At 62.4% G+C, this 17860-nt stretch carries 16 protein-coding genes; 11 read left to right on the top strand and 5 right to left on the bottom strand.

Annotation, left to right across the window (positions count from 1 at the left end):
• Window positions 1–184 precede the first annotated feature (184 nt).
• Together BCCGELA001_RS15430 and BCCGELA001_RS15435 are read left to right on the top strand one after the other, a co-directional pair.
• Window positions 185–808: a response regulator transcription factor gene (locus BCCGELA001_RS15430; protein ID WP_008553056.1), complete on the top strand. Its 624-nt coding sequence runs from the start codon at window positions 185–187 to the stop codon at window positions 806–808.
• A 179-nt stretch (window positions 809–987) separates the two neighbouring features.
• On the top strand, window positions 988–1356 hold the full coding sequence (locus BCCGELA001_RS15435; protein ID WP_008553055.1) for a response regulator transcription factor: 369 nt from the start codon (window positions 988–990) through the stop codon (window positions 1354–1356).
• Window positions 1357–1369: 13 nt separating this feature from the next.
• Here the strand turns inward: BCCGELA001_RS15435 and BCCGELA001_RS37095 are convergent, their stop codons facing one another.
• The 3 genes from BCCGELA001_RS37095 to BCCGELA001_RS15450 are packed head-to-tail and all read right to left on the bottom strand — an operon-like array spanning window position 1370 to window position 4561.
• Window positions 1370–1951 (bottom strand): invasion associated locus B family protein, encoded by a 582-nt coding sequence (locus BCCGELA001_RS37095; RefSeq protein WP_008553054.1) that lies wholly within the window; start codon window positions 1949–1951, stop codon window positions 1370–1372.
• Between the two features lie 23 nt (window positions 1952–1974).
• Window positions 1975–2862 carry an alpha/beta hydrolase family protein gene (locus BCCGELA001_RS37100; protein WP_060735708.1) on the bottom strand — a complete coding sequence of 296 codons (888 nt, stop codon included), beginning with the start codon at window positions 2860–2862 and terminating at the stop codon, window positions 1975–1977.
• A gap of 10 nt (window positions 2863–2872) precedes the next feature.
• The gene (locus BCCGELA001_RS15450; protein WP_008553050.1) at window positions 2873–4561 is read right to left on the bottom strand and encodes an aspartate:alanine exchanger family transporter; all 1689 of its coding nucleotides are present in this window, start codon (window positions 4559–4561) and stop codon (window positions 2873–2875) included.
• 132 nt (window positions 4562–4693) lie between these two features.
• Here BCCGELA001_RS15450 and BCCGELA001_RS15455 point away from each other — a divergent pair, with 132 nt between their 5' ends.
• The 5 genes from BCCGELA001_RS15455 to BCCGELA001_RS15475 all read left to right on the top strand — a co-directional run bounded on the left by BCCGELA001_RS15455 (window position 4694) and on the right by BCCGELA001_RS15475 (window position 12141).
• Window positions 4694–5374 carry a YoaK family protein gene (locus tag BCCGELA001_RS15455; protein ID WP_008553047.1) on the top strand — a complete coding sequence of 227 codons (681 nt, stop codon included), beginning with the start codon at window positions 4694–4696 and terminating at the stop codon, window positions 5372–5374.
• Window positions 5371–7074 (top strand): SulP family inorganic anion transporter, encoded by a 1704-nt coding sequence (locus tag BCCGELA001_RS15460; protein ID WP_008553045.1) that lies wholly within the window; start codon window positions 5371–5373, stop codon window positions 7072–7074. Before BCCGELA001_RS15455 ends, BCCGELA001_RS15460 begins: the two co-directional genes overlap by 4 nt.
• Before the next feature lie 136 nt (window positions 7075–7210).
• Entirely contained in the window at window positions 7211–9964 is a 2754-nt protein-coding gene (locus tag BCCGELA001_RS15465) for a decarboxylase (RefSeq protein ID WP_060735709.1), read from the top strand.
• Window positions 9965–9982: 18 nt separating this feature from the next.
• Window positions 9983–11683 carry an aspartate:alanine exchanger family transporter gene (locus tag BCCGELA001_RS15470; RefSeq protein WP_008553034.1) on the top strand — a complete coding sequence of 567 codons (1701 nt, stop codon included), beginning with the start codon at window positions 9983–9985 and terminating at the stop codon, window positions 11681–11683.
• 23 nt (window positions 11684–11706) lie between these two features.
• Window positions 11707–12141, top strand: a complete 435-nt coding sequence (locus tag BCCGELA001_RS15475; RefSeq protein WP_060735710.1) for a hypothetical protein — start codon at window positions 11707–11709, stop codon at window positions 12139–12141.
• A gap of 43 nt (window positions 12142–12184) precedes the next feature.
• On the opposite strand, the gene ppk2 is transcribed toward BCCGELA001_RS15475, so the two are convergent.
• Both ppk2 and BCCGELA001_RS15485 read right to left on the bottom strand, forming a co-directional pair.
• Window positions 12185–12985, bottom strand: coding sequence for a polyphosphate kinase 2 (ppk2, locus tag BCCGELA001_RS15480; protein WP_008553025.1), 801 nt, complete (start codon window positions 12983–12985; stop codon window positions 12185–12187).
• Between the two features lie 21 nt (window positions 12986–13006).
• Window positions 13007–13459 (bottom strand): hypothetical protein, encoded by a 453-nt coding sequence (locus BCCGELA001_RS15485; RefSeq protein WP_008553024.1) that lies wholly within the window; start codon window positions 13457–13459, stop codon window positions 13007–13009.
• Between the two features lie 164 nt (window positions 13460–13623).
• On the opposite strand from BCCGELA001_RS15485, the gene BCCGELA001_RS15490 reads away from it, so the two are divergent.
• From BCCGELA001_RS15490 to BCCGELA001_RS15505, 4 genes are all read left to right on the top strand, one after another.
• A complete protein-coding gene (locus tag BCCGELA001_RS15490) occupies window positions 13624–14049 on the top strand; it encodes a hypothetical protein (protein ID WP_008553022.1) in 426 nt (141 codons plus the stop codon).
• Window positions 14042–15277: an HlyD family secretion protein gene (locus BCCGELA001_RS15495; RefSeq protein ID WP_060735711.1), complete on the top strand. Its 1236-nt coding sequence runs from the start codon at window positions 14042–14044 to the stop codon at window positions 15275–15277. The genes BCCGELA001_RS15490 and BCCGELA001_RS15495 overlap by 8 nt, the downstream gene beginning before the upstream one ends.
• A gap of 56 nt (window positions 15278–15333) precedes the next feature.
• The gene (locus tag BCCGELA001_RS15500; protein ID WP_008553019.1) at window positions 15334–15711 is read left to right on the top strand and encodes a hypothetical protein; all 378 of its coding nucleotides are present in this window, start codon (window positions 15334–15336) and stop codon (window positions 15709–15711) included.
• 79 nt (window positions 15712–15790) lie between these two features.
• Window positions 15791–17725: a sensor histidine kinase gene (locus tag BCCGELA001_RS15505; protein ID WP_236840872.1), complete on the top strand. Its 1935-nt coding sequence runs from the start codon at window positions 15791–15793 to the stop codon at window positions 17723–17725.
• Window positions 17726–17860: the final 135 nt, after the last annotated feature.

Here is a 17860-nt window from a genome sequence, read left to right on the forward strand (position 1 = left end):
GGCCCAACGTTCATTGTACCAAGGGACAGGGCAGCCGCTTGGATGCGCAGGATGAGAAGTTGGCAGGCGCTGCGGGAATCTGGCTGATTGCATGACAGATATTTTGAACCCCAATTGTTGAAGATGATTCTGCGGCTTGAGGGGACTTCAATGGTCCCCGTAGGAATTGCGCGAGAGGTGGAAGGTGCCGGGCCTCGTTCACATTGTCGATGACGACGAGTCCTTTCGCACGGCGATCGAGCGCCGGCTGAAGCTCGCGGGCTACGATGTTGCCACTTATGCGTCATCACAAGCGCTGCTGGAGTCAGCGCCGAACGACGAGGAGGCGGGGTGCATTCTGCTCGACGTGCGGATACCGGGATTGAGCGGGCCCGAGTTACAGACCCGATTGGCCGCGTCCGGTTCGACTTTGCCGATCATCTTCCTGACGGGATATGCGGATACTCCAACCACCGTGCGAGCGATCAAGGCCGGTGCGGAAGACTTCCTGACCAAGCCGATATCCTCCGAGCAGTTGATCGATGCCATCGAGCGCGCGCTGGCGAGCCAGCGGGTGTCACGCGCCCAGCGCAGCAGGCTCGATGTATTTCGAAGTCATCTGGCCTCCCTGACACACCGCGAGCGGCAGGTGTTCGATCTCATCGTGCGCGGCCGGATCAACAAGCAGATCGCGCATGAGCTCGGGACCACAGAACGGACCGTGAAAGCGCATCGTCACCAGGTGATGGAGAAGATGCAGGTCCATTCGCTTGCGGAACTCGTTTCGATCGCGGAACGATTGGGAATGCTCGATGTGAATGGCAAATAGCGCACCTGCTTTCAGTTCGCACAGTTCCCTTGATGTGACTTCCCGAAGGGACAATTGAAAAGACGTTGGCGATGCTGCCATGCAGACGAGTGTGCCCAATTTCCCAATGCGCGATGGAAGGCCGGGCCATAACGCGCTCAGCCGCAGACCACCACCGCTGGGACCCTTGAGAGGTCGCCGTGCCGAAACACCAATCCGTCTTCATCGTCGATGACGATCTGTCCGTCCGGACGAGCATGTCCAGGCTATTGCGTGCGCACGGTTTCGTTGCGACGCTGTTCGAGTCGGCGGGCGCCTTGCTGGACTATGGCGGAATGGAAGGGGCGATCTGCATCGTGCTCGACATCGATCTCGACGGAAGTTCCGGCATCGACCTGCGCCGGAGCCTGACGGAGAAGGGCGTCACCGCCCCGGTCATCTACATTACGGGCAACGACAGTCCGGCGAACCGCACCGCGGCGATCACGTCGGGCTGCCTCGCCTATCTGACCAAGCCATTTTCTGCAGAAGCCCTGATCGGGCCCGTGACGCGTGCGGCTGCTGCATAGGCCCCCGCATCGATCACTCCTCGACATGTTGCTCCAGCGTCTTCGCCGGCGCACCTTTGTAGGCGGCCGCGAACTGCGCCAGCGGCACCGAGGTCGTCAGCGCCAGGAGGTTCGAATCGACGAGTTCAAGCGTCAGCGCCTTGCCTGATGCCATCTCCTCGATGGTCGTCGGCGCCGCCACGTCGGCTGCTATGCAGAGGTTGGTGAGACACCAGGTATAAGGCAGGCGAAAGGGGGAGCCTTGGTCGATCGTCAATTTGGGCGCCTGTTGAAGATACATGCCGACGGGCACGAACAATTGCAAACGCACTGTTTCGGACCCCTCGCGTTCGATCAGATCAAGCCGCACGGCGATCTGTCCGGTCGGGAATCGACCTGTGATCGAGGTTCGACACAGCGTGGGCGCACCTCCCGGCCTGAAACATAGTTTCTGCCAACCGCCGTAGCTGATGTCCGCTGCTTCACGCTGACCGCGCGTCGCGACTTCGGCCGGCTTGTCGGCTTGGGCTTCCGCCGGCGCGACGCCGCCAAGCGACGTTGCGGTCCCGACGATAGCAATGAGAAGGCCTGCAAGGCAGTCACGGATGTTGGGCATAGTCGCGCCTCCGGATCGGCCACCTATTTCTGCGCATCGAGGAACTTCGTCACTAAGGGCGACCAGAGCGGAATTGCGTCTGGCGAACCGATGAAGAAGTGCCCCTCGCCGCCGAACGGCGGCATCAGATGATATTCGGCCCGGCCGCCGGCAGCGGTGAAGGCAGCATGCATGCGCTTGGACAGGTCGGGCCCAAAGAACGTGTCGTTCTCGATGTAGATCCACAGCATCGGCACCCGCGAGGTGCGCCCGAAACCCGCGGTGGCTTCAACCAGCTTGTCCGGCGCGCAATTGTTGTTCGGCTTGCCGCCGACGCGCCCGCCACGGCCTGCGGCAAAAGTAATGATGGCCTTCACCGGCGGCGGGTTCACGCTCGATAAGGCGATCGAGGCCCAGCCGCCGGCAGACTGGCCGACCACGATCACGTCCTGGGGGATGATGCGTTTCTCGGCGGCGAGATAGTCGATAATCTCGAGATCGACCTTCGCAACGGCGAGCCCTGCGTCACGAAAGTTGGGATTGGTGCAGTTCCCGATCTTGGAGAAGAACGGTCCGTAGATGCCACGTTCGGGAATGTCGATGGCTGCTGCACCATAGCCGGTGCCGACCGGAGCCACGACGAGGTAGCCGCGCTGGGCGAACCATTTGGCGGCGTCCCGGAACTCGACGAGCGGAAAGAAGCTGCGATCGGTCGGGTTGAGCGACACGCCATGATTCATGATCACGAGAGGGAAGGGACCATCGCCGACCGGGCGCACCAGATAGGCGAACATCGGCAGCGGCAGTGGCAACACCCAGACTTCCTCCTGGACGCGGACTTGGTCTTCGGCGCGTGCGGGCGCGGCAAGCGTGCCAAGAATGGACAGCATGACTGCGAAGATTTGGCCGATTGCCGGGAGAGGCGTTCGCATCTCGGCCTCCTTACCCTGTGAACGTGGCGGCCACCACAATCGGGCCAAGGACGGTGAGGACGACATTGCCGACCGCGTAGGGCACGGCGACGCCGAGCACCGGGGTTTGGCTCTCGGCAACGTCACAAGCCCCCGTGACGGCGGCATCGACCGTCATGGCGCCGGCGAGCGCGCCGCAGGTCACTACCGGGTTCATGCGCAGAAGGTAATAGGCAACGAGCGTTCCTATCGTCATCGGAATCAGCGTGACGACGATGCCCATGCCGACCAGCAGCAAACCGTGCGCCTGAATCGCAGACCAGGCGGCAAGCCCGTTGCCGAGTCCGATGGCCGCTATGAAACCGCCGAGCCCGAGATCGCTCAAGGTTTGCTGCGCTGCCGGCGGCATCGCGCCGATGCCGGGCCTGCGCGTCCGCAGCCAGCCGCAGACGAGCCCCGCGATCAACGCACCGCCACCGCCACCGAGCGTAAGCGCGACGGCGCCGACCTTGAAGCTGGCAAGACCGGCCAGCAGACCCACCGCGATGCCCGCAGCAACGAAGGCGATGTCGGTCCGATCGCTGGTATTAAGGGCATGTCCCACACGCCCCGTTGCCCGCGCGATGTTGCCGGTGCTGCCGACCAGCGTCATGACGTCGCCGATATAGATCCGCGTGTCGGGACCGAGAGGCACCTCCCGACCCATGCGCGTGAGCGCGCGCAGGAATACACCGCGCGCATTGTCGCCCAGCCGCTCGACGATCTCGCGAAGCGAGCGGCCGTGCAACTGACGGTTTTCAACGAGCACCTCGACTACGTTGCCCGGCAGGCTGCTCAGCAGTTCCCCCGCATCGATCTCGGTCCCGATGATGGGCTTGGCCGCGACGATCGCAGCGGTCGGACCGGCAATGACGATGTCGTCGCCTGCCTCGATCACGGTGTCATGCTGCACCTTGATGTCGGCTCCGCGGCGCACGATGCGTTCCACCACCGTACGGCTGCCGATCTCGGCTTCGATCGCACCGATGGCACGGCCCGCGCCCGCTGAGACGCGATAGGCCCGAGCCTGGAATTTGCGGTATGAGAGGTTTTGCGTCTTCGGCGGCGCGCCGCCGGCGAGTTCGGCCTCGAGCTTTTTCGCCTCCGCCTTCAGATCGATGCGCATCAGCCTTGGCGCAACGAACGGCACGAACAGCAGCGTCAGGATGTAGCCGAGCACATAGGTCACCGCGTAGCCCGCGGCGATGTTGGCTTCCTGTTGTTTCAACACCTCGCTTGGGAGCCCGAGCTGCGCCAGCGCGCCCGAGGCTGTTCCGATTACGGAGGACTGGGTCAGCGCGCCGGCGGCCAGGCCCGCTGCTGTCCCAGTATCGAGTGTGAAGACGCGGGCAAAGATGAGCACGATCACGAGCCCGGTCGCTCCGATCACCAGCGCCAGCACGACTTGCGCCAGGGTCCGCACGCTCAAGGAGGCGAAGAACTCCGGTCCCGACCGGTAGCCGATCGTGAACACGAACAGGCTGAACAGGATCGCGCGCAGGATCGGCGGAAACGTGAAGCTGCCGAGCTGGCCGATCAGAACGGCTACGATCAGGATGCAGGCAGTCGTTCCGATCGAGAAGCCACGGATCCTGATGCGGCCAAGGACGGTGCCGATCGCGATGGCGAGCAGCAGGAATATTTCCGGTGCGGTGGCGATGATCCACCTTACGGTTTCCATGGCATTCCCCCGACGCTTTGACGGGATTTGATTGGCGTCCCGGGGATCTTGCTTGATCCAGATCAAGCCTCGGCAGGGACGGCGGGATGCCTATGACGGAATGGAGTATTTGCGGCAGCCCGTATTTCCGAGATGAGTACCCTGGACGTCGCAGCCGGCGCGATCCGCCGCGACGAGACGGTCGAGATCGTATTGTTGCTCGCTTTCGCGGGCGGCTTCATCGATGCCTATACCTGGATCATTCACGGCGTGCTGGCGAACGCTCAGACCGCGAATTTGATCTTCCTTTGGGCCTACGGGATGGCGGGTAACTGGGCGAGGGCGTCGCACTTCGTGCCACCGATCCTCGCCTTCGCGGTCGGCATCGTGATCGCTGCCTGGCTGCGTCGTGTCGCCGGCGGGCGCGCCGCGGCGATCAGCACTGTCATCGAGATCGTGCTGTTGATCGTGATTGGTGTCCTGCACAACCGGTTGCCGGACCTGGCGGGAACGCTCGGCATCTCCGTGGTCGCAGCCATGCAATCGTCCATGTTCGCCCGGGTCGAGGGCACCGTTTGCAGCACGGTGATGATCACCGGCAATATGCGTCAAGCCATCGAGAACATGTTTTCGGTCGTGTATGGCGGGGCTCCGCTCGGGACGTTGCGCAAGTCGGGCATCTTCTTCGCATTGTGTGCCGTGTTTGGCTTCGGGGCCGCCGCCGGTGCTTTTGCGACCAAGAACATCCCCGATCTCGCGCTCTGCCTGCCGGTCGTCGCGCTGCTGATTGTGCTGCTGCGCTGCGAAGCGCCCCATCAGGAGCAAGGGCGATGAGCGCACCGTCCGATGCCGGTTGGTGGCGTTTCTTCCCGCCGGCAGGCTGGCTTGCGGCCTATCGCGGCGAATGGCTGCCGTCCGACGCGATTGCCGGCGTCACGCTGGCCGCTTATGCCATTCCGGTCTCGCTCGCCTATGCCGCGCTCGCCGGCCTGCCGCCGCAGATCGGCGTCTATGGCTACATGCTCGGAGGCATCGGCTACGCCTTGCTCGGGTCGTCGCGGCAGCTCGCGATCGGGCCGACGTCAGCGATTTCCCTGATGATTGCAGGGACCGTCGGTGCGCTGGCCGGAGGAGATGCGGTACGCTACGCGCAGATCGCGAGCCTCGCGGCCTTTTCCGTGGCGGTGCTTTGCCTGATCGCCTGGCTGTTCAAGCTCAGCGTTCTCGTCCGGCTCGTTAGCGACAGTATCCTGGTCGGCTTCAAGGCGGGAGCTGGGCTCACCATCATCATGAGCCAATTGCCGAGCCTTCTTGGGGTGGCCGGTGGCGGCCACAATTTCTTCGATCGGGCTGTCAAGCTATTCGGGCAGCTCGGCGGCGTCGATCCGCTGGTGTTAGGCATCGGTGCGGTCGCGCTCTTGTTGCTTCTGCTCGGCGAACGGCTGTTGCCGGGAAAACCCGTCGGCATCACTGTCGTTGCGCTTGCGATCGCTCTGGCAACGCTGCTGGGCCTGCCGGCCCTAGGTGTGCCCGTTACCGGGAAGATACCGGAAGGGCTGCCGGCGCTGGCGGTCCCGACATTTGGCCTGCTGGAGTTCGACGATCTATTCCCTCTCGCCGCAGGTTGCGTGCTCCTTGCCTATATCGAAGGCGTGTCGGCGGCCCGCAGCTTCGCTGCCAAGCACGGCTATTCCCTCGATGTCCGTCAGGAATTCCTGGGACTGGGCGCAGCGAACCTCGCCGCTGCTTTCGGCCATGGCTATCCCGTTTCCGGTGGCCTGTCGCAATCGGCCGTCAACGACAACGCCGGGGCGCGGACGCCGCTGGCGCTGGTGATCTGCTCGGTGACGCTCGGTCTGTGCCTGTTGTTCTTCACGGGGCTGCTGACCAACCTGCCGAAGGCGGTGCTCGCGGCGATCGTCTTCGCCGCCGTTTACAGGCTGGTCGATGTTCGAGCGCTGCTTCGAATGTGGCGGGTCAGTCGGATCGATTTCTACGCGGCGGCCATCGCACTGATCTCCGTGCTGCTGCTCGGCATTCTCCAAGGCGTCTTGCTGGCTTCGATCGCGTCGATCTTCCTGCTACTGGCGCGGGCCTCGCGGCCGAATGTCGCGTTCCTGGGCCGATTGCCCGGCAGCGGTCGGTATTCGGACAGTGCGCGGCACGAGGGCGTCGAGCCGCTGGTCGGCATCATCGCGTTCCGGCCTGAAGCATCGCTGCTTTACATCAATGCCGAGACCATCCTGGAGACCGTTTTGACGGCGCTGCGCAGGTCGTCGGGCGTCCGGCTGGTGGTCTGCGACCTCTCGGCTTCGCCCTACATCGATCTGGCGGGTGCGGGCATGCTGCACGATCTCCACGACGAGCTTGCATCACGCGGGGTGACCTTCTGCGTCGTCGGTGCGCATGCGCAGCTCCGTGACCTCCTGCGTGCCGAGGGGCTGGCGGGCAAGACCGACAGCGACCAGTGGCTGCGGTCGCTCGATAGCCTGCTCAGCGACGACGAGACGCACTCAGCGCAACGAACGGCTTGACCCCTCCCTGTTGCGCTGCGGGCGGCCTGGCATCGCGAGCCAGAATGCATGCGACCGTTGACTTGGATCAATGGAGGGACCGGGGCCGCACTCACGATCCCGCATCACCTTTGCCCTCATGGATCGGGAGAGACACATGTCCAAAGAGCCCAAGGCCGCGCAAAAGCGCATCGACCAGTTCTTTTCCGGGCCGGGAGCGCGGGCAGACGACTGGCGCGATCTGGTCGAGGCCGCCAAGACCTGGGCCAGGGTCGGCAATCGCGCGGCCTTTGACGCGGCACTCGCCGATCTCTCGATCACTGAGGAATTTCACGGTTATCCCGGTATGCAGCTGATGGCGGCGCTGCGGGAAGCCGCGGCAGCCGGCGACGGCGCGGCCTCGTTCGCCCTTGCCACGAAGATCGCCCAGGCGCTGGCAACGCGGTCCTTCCGCCAGCACGCCGGTGACTGGAGCGCACAGGACGACGGCAACGGCGATGCGCCCGAACTGGTGCCGCCGAGCTTTGGTGCCCACGTGGCACGCCGGCCTTATTTCGAGACCCTGATCGTCACCGGCGTGTCGCCGGGCCAATGGCCGGCGCTGGCGGCCGAATGGCGCAAGCTGCGGCGCCCGGTCGACGCCTTCATCTATGAACCTGTCATCGTCGGCAGCCTGGAGGATGCGTTCTGTGCGACGATGCTCAATCCGAACATCGGTGCTGTCATCATCAACGAGGGCTTCGGCTTGCGTTCGCGGCATGATGCACCGGTGTTGCGCTCGATCATGGCGACGGCAGGCCTCAACGACGAAACTGACGCGTCAGCGCTCCGGCTCGCCCACATCATCAAGCGAGTCAGGCCCGAGCTGGATCTCTACATGATCTCGAACCGCGACGTGGAGGAGCTCGCCGGTAATCCCGAGGCGGACGTGGTTCGCCGCATCTTCTATTCCGTCGAAGAGCTTCTGGAGCTGCATCTGTCGATCCTCGAAGGCATCCAGGATCGCTACGACACGCCGTTCTTCGACAATCTCAAGAAATACGCCCAACGCCCGATCGGCACTTTCCATGCGCTGCCGATCGCCCGCGGCAAGTCGATCTTCAAATCCGACTGGATCCGCGACATGGGCGAGTTCTACGGCCCGAACCTGTTCCTGGCCGAGAGCAGCGCCACCACCGGCGGGCTCGACAGCATGTTGGAGCCGACCGGCAACATCAAGAAGGCGCAGGAGAAGGCGGCGAGGGCGCTCGGCGCCGACCGCGTCTTCTTCGTCACCAACGGCACCTCGACGTCCAACAAGATGGCGGTGCAAGCGCTGCTCGCGCCCGGCGACATCGCGATCGTCGACCGCAACTGCCACAAGTCGCATCACTACGGCATGGTGCTGGCCGGAGCGCAGCCGCTCTATGTCGAAGCCTTTCCGATGACGGAATATTCGATGTACGGCGCGGTACCGCTGAAGACGATCAAGCAGGCGCTGCTGGGCGCCAAGGCGGACGGCCGGCTCGACCGCGTCAAAATGGTCGATCTCACCAACTGCACCTTCGACGGTCACATCTACAACACACGCCGGGTGATGGAGGAATGCCTTGCCATCAAGCCTGACCTCATCTTCCTCTGGGACGAAGCCTGGTTCGGCTTTGCCCGGTTCTCGCCGTTCCTGCGCCGTCGCACGGGCCTTGGCGCCGCCAACGAGATCGAGGCTTGGATGCGCGATCCGAAGTCGGTCGCGGTCTATGAGAAGCAGCAGGCCGAGCTCGGCAAGAGCCCGTCCAACGAGGTGCTGCTCAAGACTCGGCTGATCCCGGATCCGCGCCAGATCCGGCTCCGGGTCTACCAAACCAATTCGACCCACAAGTCGATGTCAGCGATTCGTCAGGGCTCGATGTTGTCGGTCAAGGATGTGGAATTCCACACGGTTGAGCAGCAGTTCAAGGAGGCGGTGTTCACCCACGCCTCCACCAGCCCGAACCAGCAGCTCATCGCCAGCCTCGACATCTCGCGGCGGCAGATGGAGCTGGAAGGCTATGGCCTCGTCGCCAATGCGATCGAGATCGCGTTCGCGATCCGCCAGGCAGTCAACAGCAATCCGCTGATCTCGAAATATTTCCGTATCCTCGGTGCTGAGGCCATGGTGCCGGCGCAATACCGCCAGAGCGGCTTCACCGACTTCCTCGCTCCCGGCGTCAACTGGGCGAATACACTCAAGAGCCTGGACGACGACGAGTTCTGCCTCGATCCGACCCGCATGACGCTAGTGTGCGGCATGGCCGGCTATGACGGGACGCAGTTCAAAGGCATTCTCGCCAACGAATACAACATCCAGGTCAACAAGACCTCCCGCAACTCGGTCCTGGTCCAGTCCAACATCAACAACACCCGCAGCGACGTGGCGCATCTCGTCCGCGTGCTCGCCGAAATCGCGGGCGAGATTGATCGCGGCCTTGCCCAGGGCGGCGCTAATGCTCGGAAGACCTTCGAGGCACGGGTGACGAGCCTGATGAAAGATGTGCCGGATCTGCCGAACTTCTCGCATTTCCACCCGAGCTTCCGTGGCGATGCTGGCACCAAGACCAATGAAGGCGACATCCGCAGCGGCTTCTACGCGGCCTATGACGTTGCCGGATGCGAGCACATCCGCCTCAACGATCCCGAGATCGATCAGCGGCTAAAGGCCGGCCCCGAGCTCGTCTCGGCGAACTTCGTGATTCCCTATCCGCCGGGCTTCCCGATCATGGTGCCGGGCCAGGTCATCACGCAGGAGACCATCGACTTCATGCGCAAGCTGGATGTGAAGGAAATCCATGGCTACGACGCCAAGGAAGGCCTGAAGCTCGTGCGCACGGAAGCTTTGGCGAAACTCGGCCGACCGAAGACCGACGCGAAGCCGAAGCTCAAGGCCGCATCCTAAGGCTTGGAGGGGACTAACATGCAGGCATTCTTCGAGTTTTTGCGGCAGTATCCGTATCTGCTGCTGTTTTTCGTCGTCGGTCTCGCCGTCTATATCGGCCGGGCCAACGTCAAGGGTTATGGCCTCGGCATGGTTGCCGGCGCCATCGTGGTGGGAGCAGGCCTCTCGGTCTGGGCATCCAGTTACGGTGTGAAGCTCGAGCTGAACAATTTCGTCAAGAGCCTGTTCTATTACCTCTTTATGTACGGCGTGGGCTTGCGCGTAGGTCCGTCCTTCATCAACAGCCTGCGAGGCGATGGCATCAAGTTCGTGTTCCTCGCAGTCGTGTCCAGCGTTGTGGGCCTGACACTGGTGGTGCTCGGTGCAAAGCTCTTCGCCCTGCCGCCAGGTGCTGCCGGCGGCATGCTCGCGGGATCGCAGACCATGTCGGCGGCGATCGGCTCGGCAGAGCAGGCGGTCACCTCAGGTGTCGTGAAGCTGCCGGAGGGCATGAAGCCCGAGGAAGCCTCCGGCATGATCGCGCTCTCCTACGGCATCACCTACATCTGGGGCACCGTCGGCATCATCCTGATCTGCAAATACCTGCCGCGCTGGTGGGGCGTCGACGCCAAGGCTGCCGCGAAGCAGTATGAGCGGGAATATGGCGTCAAGGATCTCGAAGGCGGCGGCCTGACCGGCTATCGTCAGTTCGGCCTGCGAGCGTACCGGCTGGAGAACCCGGCCACCGTGGGGATGAGCATCGCGAAATTCCGGGCAATCAATCCCGAGTACCGGATCGTCAATGTGGGACGGAACGGTGAGCCTCAAGGAGCCGATGCCGACCTGGTGCTGCAGAAGGGCGACGTCGTCGCGCTCGGCGGCTCGACCGAGCATCTCACCGAGAAGATGGGTCTTATTGGCCCGGAGGTTGCGGATGCCAAGACCTTGGGCATTCCCATGGACCAGGCGGATATCCTCGTCACCAACAAGGAGATGGTGGGGCGGACATTCGAGTCCTTCCGCGACACGGCGATCGCGGGCCAGTTGCAGGTCACCAAGGTTGAGCGCGGTGGCGTCCAGATTCCGGCCGGCCTCAAGACCAAACTGGAGCGGATGGACATCGTCTCCGTGGTCGGCCTGAAATCAGCAGTCAACGAGCTCGGCGAGAAGTGGGGCCGGATTGCGCGCGCCAATACGTCGACTGATCTTCTGACTCTATCCGTCGGCATGATCATCGGCTTCCTGATCGGCATGATCGAGTTTCCGGCATTCGGCGCCAAGATCGGTCTCGGCAATGCCGGCGGCCTCCTGCTGTCGGGCGTGATCGTGTCCTCGATCGTGTCGCGGCTGCGCTTCTTCGGCAACACGCCCAACGCGGCGCGGAACGTGCTGGAGGATCTCGGCCTCGTCGTCTTCGTCGCCATCGTTGGCGTCAATGCCGGCGCAGGACTGCTGTCGCAGCTTACTGGGGCCATCGCCTTGAAGATATTCATCGTCGGCTTCATCGCCTGCACGATCCCACCGTTCATCGTCTGGGCGATCGGCTTCCACGTCTTCAAGATCAATCCCGCCGTGCTGATGGGCGGCGTCGCCGGCGCGCGGTCGCATTCCGGCCCGTGCCGCGAAGCCGCAGTCGAGATTCAGAGCTCGGTGCCCTGGATCGGATTCCCGGTCGGCTATGCCGTCTCGGGCATCCTCCTGACGATCTTCGGCTACTTCGCGATGATCCTGGCGCAATGACCACAAAAGGGGAAAGAAACATCATGAGGAAAGTTGCCATCGGTGCCGTCCTGATTGCCTTGACGACGGCAACTCTCGGTATCAGCACGCAGGCGCGTGCCGATACCGGCCAGGTTGCGGTCGTCTTCACCAAGGGTGGCTTCATCGTCGGGGCCGGTGGCGGAGAGGGCGTTCTGCTCTACCGCGGCAAGAAATACCCGTTCACGGTCTCGGGCATGAGCGTGGGTCTCACCATCGGGGCGTCAACGACGAAGTTCGTCGGTCGGGCGCTCAATCTGAAGGGGCCGGCATCTATCGAAGGCTCCTATGCGGTAGGCGGAGCCGGTGGGGCGATCGCCGCGGGGGCCGGTGCCGTTCAGCTGCAGAACGGCAATGGTGTGATCCTTCAGCTCAGCGGCCCCAGGGTCGGCGCGGAAGTATCGGCTGCGGTCGGCGGCGTTACGATCCGACTCAAGTGAACCGAAGGAGCGACGGGCTGCGTGACCGCAGCCCGTCTGCGTCTCAATAGCGCTCTGCCACGAAATTCATGTCCTTCAGGCCAGCCTGGTCGTCGTAGCGACCCTTGTCGGATCGTTTGGGCAGCTTGATTTTGTCCTTCTTGATGCGCTTGTAGGGAATGGCGCCGAGAAGGTGGGCGATGCAGTTCAGCCGCGCCTTGCGCTTGTCGTCGGACCGGATGATGTACCAGGGCGCGTCCTTCGTGCTCGTCTTCTTCAGCATGAGGTCGCGCGCCCGTGAATAATCATACCAACGCCGGAATGATTCCAGGTCCATCGGGCTGAGCTTCCACTGCCGGACAGGGTCGTCGATCCGGGCCTTGAAGCGGCGTTCCTGCTCGTCCATGCCGACTTCGAGCCAGATCTTGATCAGGATGATGCCGCCGTCGATGACGTATTTCTCCATCTGCGGACAGAGGTTGAGGAAGCGTTCGTGTTCCGCGGGAGTGCAGAAGTTCATGACATATTCGACGCCGGCACGGTTGTACCAGCTCCGGTCGAAGATCACGATCTCGCCGGCGGCGGGAAATTTCTCCATGTAGCGCTGGAAGAACAGCTGAGTCTTCTCGCGATCCGATGGTGCGGGTAGGGCGACCACGCGAAACACGCGCGGGCTGACCTTCTCGGTGATCGCTTTGATCGTGCCGCCCTTGCCGGCCGCGTCCCGGCCCTCGAACAGGACGATGACGCGCAGTTTGTTCTCTCGCACGTAATCCTGGAGATGACAGAGCTCGACCTGAAGCTTTCCAAGCTCCTTCTCGTAGTCCTTTCGCTTCATCCGCTCCGCAGGCGCGTCCTTGGCCATGCCATTCGCTCCTGTCGCGCTTCATTCGTCCCAGGAGATGGTCACGCCGATATCGCCGGGCACACCGCCGGGAAATTCGATCACCTGGTAGGAAATGCGATAGCCGCGCGGTTTCAGATAATCGGTCCAGAGCTGGAAGATCTCCTTGGGGATTCCGGTCAGAGTGTTCTCCCAGCCCTTTTCCATTTGATTGATGGCCCGTCCCTTGTCGGTGCAAAGCGAGTTGGGGAAGCGATAGACCAGCACTTCCGTCAGGCCGTTTCGCACGGCACGCTGAATGATAGTTGAGGCGAGCTTGATCTTCTCCTCCTCGCTCTTGCCGGACGGCTTGCTCAGGCGCTCGATGAGCGCGCGCTTCTCGGCGTCGGCCGCTGCTGCGAGGCGGACATATTCGTCCGCTTTTTCAGCCTCCTTGAGGGCAGCTTCCTTTCGAATCTGTGCGGCGTTGGGGATGAGATCGTCGAGGCCCGGCATGCTTGCGGCTCCTGATGATTATCCATTTAGCAAGGGAAAACGCTAGGTCGGGCACGAGGCGTTCTCTTGATTCAAATCAAGCAAACAGCGAGACTGCCCGAACAGAGTACCAAAAGTGCATTTTCGCTGATCGGGAGAGACGTTTGAGCGACCAGCTTCATCCAATGGCTCCGCACCATCTGCCGTTCTATCTCGCGCCGGGTAGCGGCACCGACACGCTGATGGTCGTGATGGGGTTTTTCCTGATTGGCACCATACTTTGGGTCGGTACGCTCTATTGGAAGCTGCACAGCCTGCCCGAGCGGATGGCGCACAAGTCGCAGAAGCTGCAATTCGAGCTCGTCGCGGTGCTCGGCCTGATCTCGCTGTTCACGCACATGCACATCTTCTGGATTGCCGGGCTGCTGCTCGCGATGATCGATCTGCCCGATTTCGGCACCCCGCTGCGCAGCATTGCCGGCTCCGTAGAGAAGATCGCGGAGGCGACGCCGGCCGCCGAGGATGACCGGGTTCGGATCGAGGCCGTGACCGCACCGCCTCCGACGGACAAGTCGGGTCCGACAAAGGAGAAGGAGCCCAGCCATGCTTGAGCTCCTGATCTGCTCCCTGGTTACGATCCTGCCGGACTATCTCTACCGCCGCTATGTCCAGGGCAAGCGCCTCGGCAAGGAGATCAACTTCTTTTCGATCTGGTACGAGTTGCGTTGGGGCATCACCGCCTGCCTGATGCTGACGGTGTCGCTGATCACCATGATCTTCTACTTCCACCCTTCGAGCTCGAGCGCAACCCTCTATTACCGCACGGTCCCGGTCATGCCGGTCGGAGTCGCTGGCCGCGTGGCCGAAGTGAACGTCGGCTTCAGCGCAGCGGTGAAGCAAGGAGACGTATTGTTCAAGCTGGATAGCGCCAAGCAGGAGGCTGCCGTCGAGACGGCCAAGCGAAAGATCGCCGAGGTCGATGCTTCGATAATGGCAGCGAAGGCAGACGTCGCGAAGGCCGAGGCGCAAATCGGCGAGGCCAAAGCTAACCTTCAGCAGGCCAAGGACGAGTTGGACGTCAAGAGCGAGTTGCAGCGCCGCAATCCCGGCATTGTGCCGCAACGAGACATCGACAAATTGCAGGTGCTCGTAGACCAGCGGCAATCCGGCGTGGACGCCGCAAATGCGAGCAAGGAATCGGCGGTCTTGCGGGTCTCAACGCTCTTGCCCGCCGAGAAGGCGAGTGCCGAGGCCGCGCTGGCCGAGGCGCAGGTTAATCTGGACCAGACCGTCATCCGCGCCGGTGTTGACGGGCGGGTCGAACAGTTCCTGCTGCGTACCGGCGACGTCGTCAATCAGCTGTTGCGGCCGGCAGGAGTTCTCATCCCGGATGGTGCCGGCAGAAACGTTCTGCAGGCCGGCTTCGGTCAAATCGAATCTCAGGTGATGAAACCGGGTATGGTCGCGGAGGCAACCTGCATCTCCAAGCCGTGGGTTATTATTCCGATGGTGATCACGACGGTGCAGGACTACATCGCTGCCGGTCAGTTCCAGGGTGGGCAGCAATTGCTCGAAGCCCAGAATGCGGTGAGGCCTGGCACCATCCTGGTGTTCCTGGAGCCGCTCTACAAGGGCGGGCTCAACGGCGTCACGCCCGGCAGCAGCTGCATGGTCAACGCCTATACCAGCAATCACGAGGAGATCTCAGCCAAGGACACGTCCACCAGTCGGAAGATCGCGCTCCATGTCGTGGACGGCGTCGGCCTCGTCCACGCGCTGCTGCTGCGCATCCAGGCGTTGCTGCTGCCGATCAAGACGCTCGTGCTCAGCGGGCATTGAACGGCAAAGGAAGGACGGACCAGATGGGTTCGAGGAGATGGGTTACGTTTGCTGCGATGTTGATTGCGCTCCTCGTCACGGTCGTCAGCGCAAATGCGCTCGATCTCAACGGCGCATGGGCAACCGGCGCCGACAATTGTCCCAAGGTGTTCGCGCGCAAGGGAGCCCAGCTCGGCTTCACCGACATGTCGGATGTCTACGGCGGCGGCTTCATTGTCGATGGTGATCAGATCATCGGAAAATTCGCACGCTGCCGGATCAAGGCGAGGAAGGACAGCGGTCCGAACGTCAACCTGATCGCCGCCTGCGCCACGGATATGATGCTCTCCAGCGTCCAATTCAGCCTGAAAGAGCTCGATGCAAACAGCCTCGTTCGGCAGTTCCCCGGCATGGAAGATATGGAAATCCGCTATCACCGTTGCCCGGCTCAGTAGCGGGAAGATGCGCTGGTCTTGACACATGTTCAACATGTGTCGGGTTGCGGACTGTCGGCGTGTCGTGATTCCCGCTAGAATGCCCTGGAAGCAGTCGTCGAAGCTGCGGGAATGGAGGTCGAGCGGGCGTATGTGCACTGGTTCAGGCAGATCGTGGCGAGCCGCGGCCGCGCTGTTGTGCCTCGGTCTCTTCGTCGCCGTGTGCCTGCCACCTGTGCGCGCCGACGCCGTCGAGCGAAGCCGTCGCGGCGATCTCAAACGGGTACTGATCCTGCACTCCTTCGGCCGCGAGTTCCGGCCCTGGAGCGAGTATGCGCGCGACATCAAGACCGAACTCGAGCGGCAATCGCCATGGCCCCTCGATATCCAGGAGCACGCGTTGCTTACGGCGCGATTCAATAATCCCGGTCCCGAGACGCCGTTCGTCGAGTATCTGCACTCGCTGTATCAGGGCGCATTGCCCGACATCGTGTTGAGCATCGGCGCGCCTGCGGCACGGTTTGCGCAGAAGTACCGCGCACAACTGTTTCCCGGCACACCGCTCATTCTTGCCGCAGTCGAACATCGCCTGGTCAACCGCGCCGATATCGGCGACAACGACGTGATCGTGGCGATCCGCAACGATTTCCTGATCGCATTCGAGCACATCCTGCAGCTTCTGCCGGACACCAAATCGGTTGCAGTGGTGATCGGAGCCTCGCCCCTGGAGAAGTTCTGGCTGGAAGAGGTGAAACGGGAGTTGAAGCCTCTCGACGCGCGGGTCGAGTTGGTCTGGTATTCGGATCTGTCATTCGAGGACATACTGAAGCGCGCAGCAAAGCTCCCCGCACACACCGCGATATTCTGGGGGCTGATGTCGATCGATGCGGCTGGGATCGTTCACGAGAGCGACATCGCTCTGCGAAGTCTGCATGCAGTCGCGAATGCTCCGATCTTTTCCTATGCGGAGCCGTTTTTCGGTGACAGCACCGTCGGCGGACCGATGCAGTTGATTACAGAAACGAGTTCAAGGACCGTTAGCGCCGCGATCGGTATCCTCGGCGGCGCGACGCCGGGAAGCATCAATTATGAGCCTATCGGCTTTGCTGCGCCCCGATACGACTGGCGGGAATTGCAGCGCTGGGGCATCAGCGAGAGCCGTTTGCCTCCCGGCAGCGCCATCCTGTTTCGGGAGCCGAACATCTGGCAACGTTATCGCTGGCAGATGTTGATGATCGCGGCCGTATTTTTGGTGCAGGCCGGTCTCATCAGCGGGCTGCTGCACGAGCGGCGGCGGCGGCGGTTTGTCGAGGTTGAGTCGCGCCAGCGCCTCGCCGAACTCGCTCACGCCAATCGCTACTCCGCCGTCGGCGAGTTGACCACGTCGATCGCCCACGAGCTGAACCAGCCGCTTGGCTCGATTCTGACCAATGCCGAAACGGCGGAGCTCATGCTGCGCGCCAACTCACCCGACATCAGCGAGGTTCGTCAGATTCTCGCCGACATCAGGCGCGACGATCAACGGGCCAGCGAGGTGATCCGCAGGCTGCGCTCCGTTTTGAAAAAGACGCCTTTCGAGGTCAAGGAGATCGAGCTCAACGACACCGTCCGCGAAGCGATCGGGCTCGTGAAAGCCGTGGCGGATGGGCGCCGCATCGCATTGATCTACACGCCTGTCCTGGTTGACCTTGATGTCAAGGGGGATCCGGTCCAGCTCCAGCAAGTCATCCTCAACCTGATCATGAACGCAATGGATGCGGTATCCGATGCAAATGCCGATAAGCGCGAAGTCAGCGTCTCAACCGTTCGTGCCGGCAATCACGCCGAGATCAGGATCACCGATACCGGACCTGGAATAGCCGCGACCGACCTTGCCAAAGTCTTCGATCCGTTCTTCACAACCAAGCCGCAAGGCATGGGAATGGGACTTGCGATCGTCAAGACCATCATCGAGGCCCATCAGGGCGATATCGCCGCGGCAAACCATGCCGCGGGCGGGGCCCTGTTCACGATCCGGCTTCCGATCGCGCGCTGAACGGGCGGTACCTTGATCTTGATCAAGCCTCTCGATGGCCGCGATCGTCTCTCTTTCGCAGTTGCATGATGTCAGCTCCTGATAGATGCGGAACTGATCGAATGATGCTCTGCTCTCGCGCTGCAGCAGTCTCGA

Origin of the sequence: Bradyrhizobium sp. CCGE-LA001 (genome assembly GCF_000296215.2) — a bacterium.
Taxonomy (GTDB): domain Bacteria; phylum Pseudomonadota; class Alphaproteobacteria; order Rhizobiales; family Xanthobacteraceae; genus Bradyrhizobium.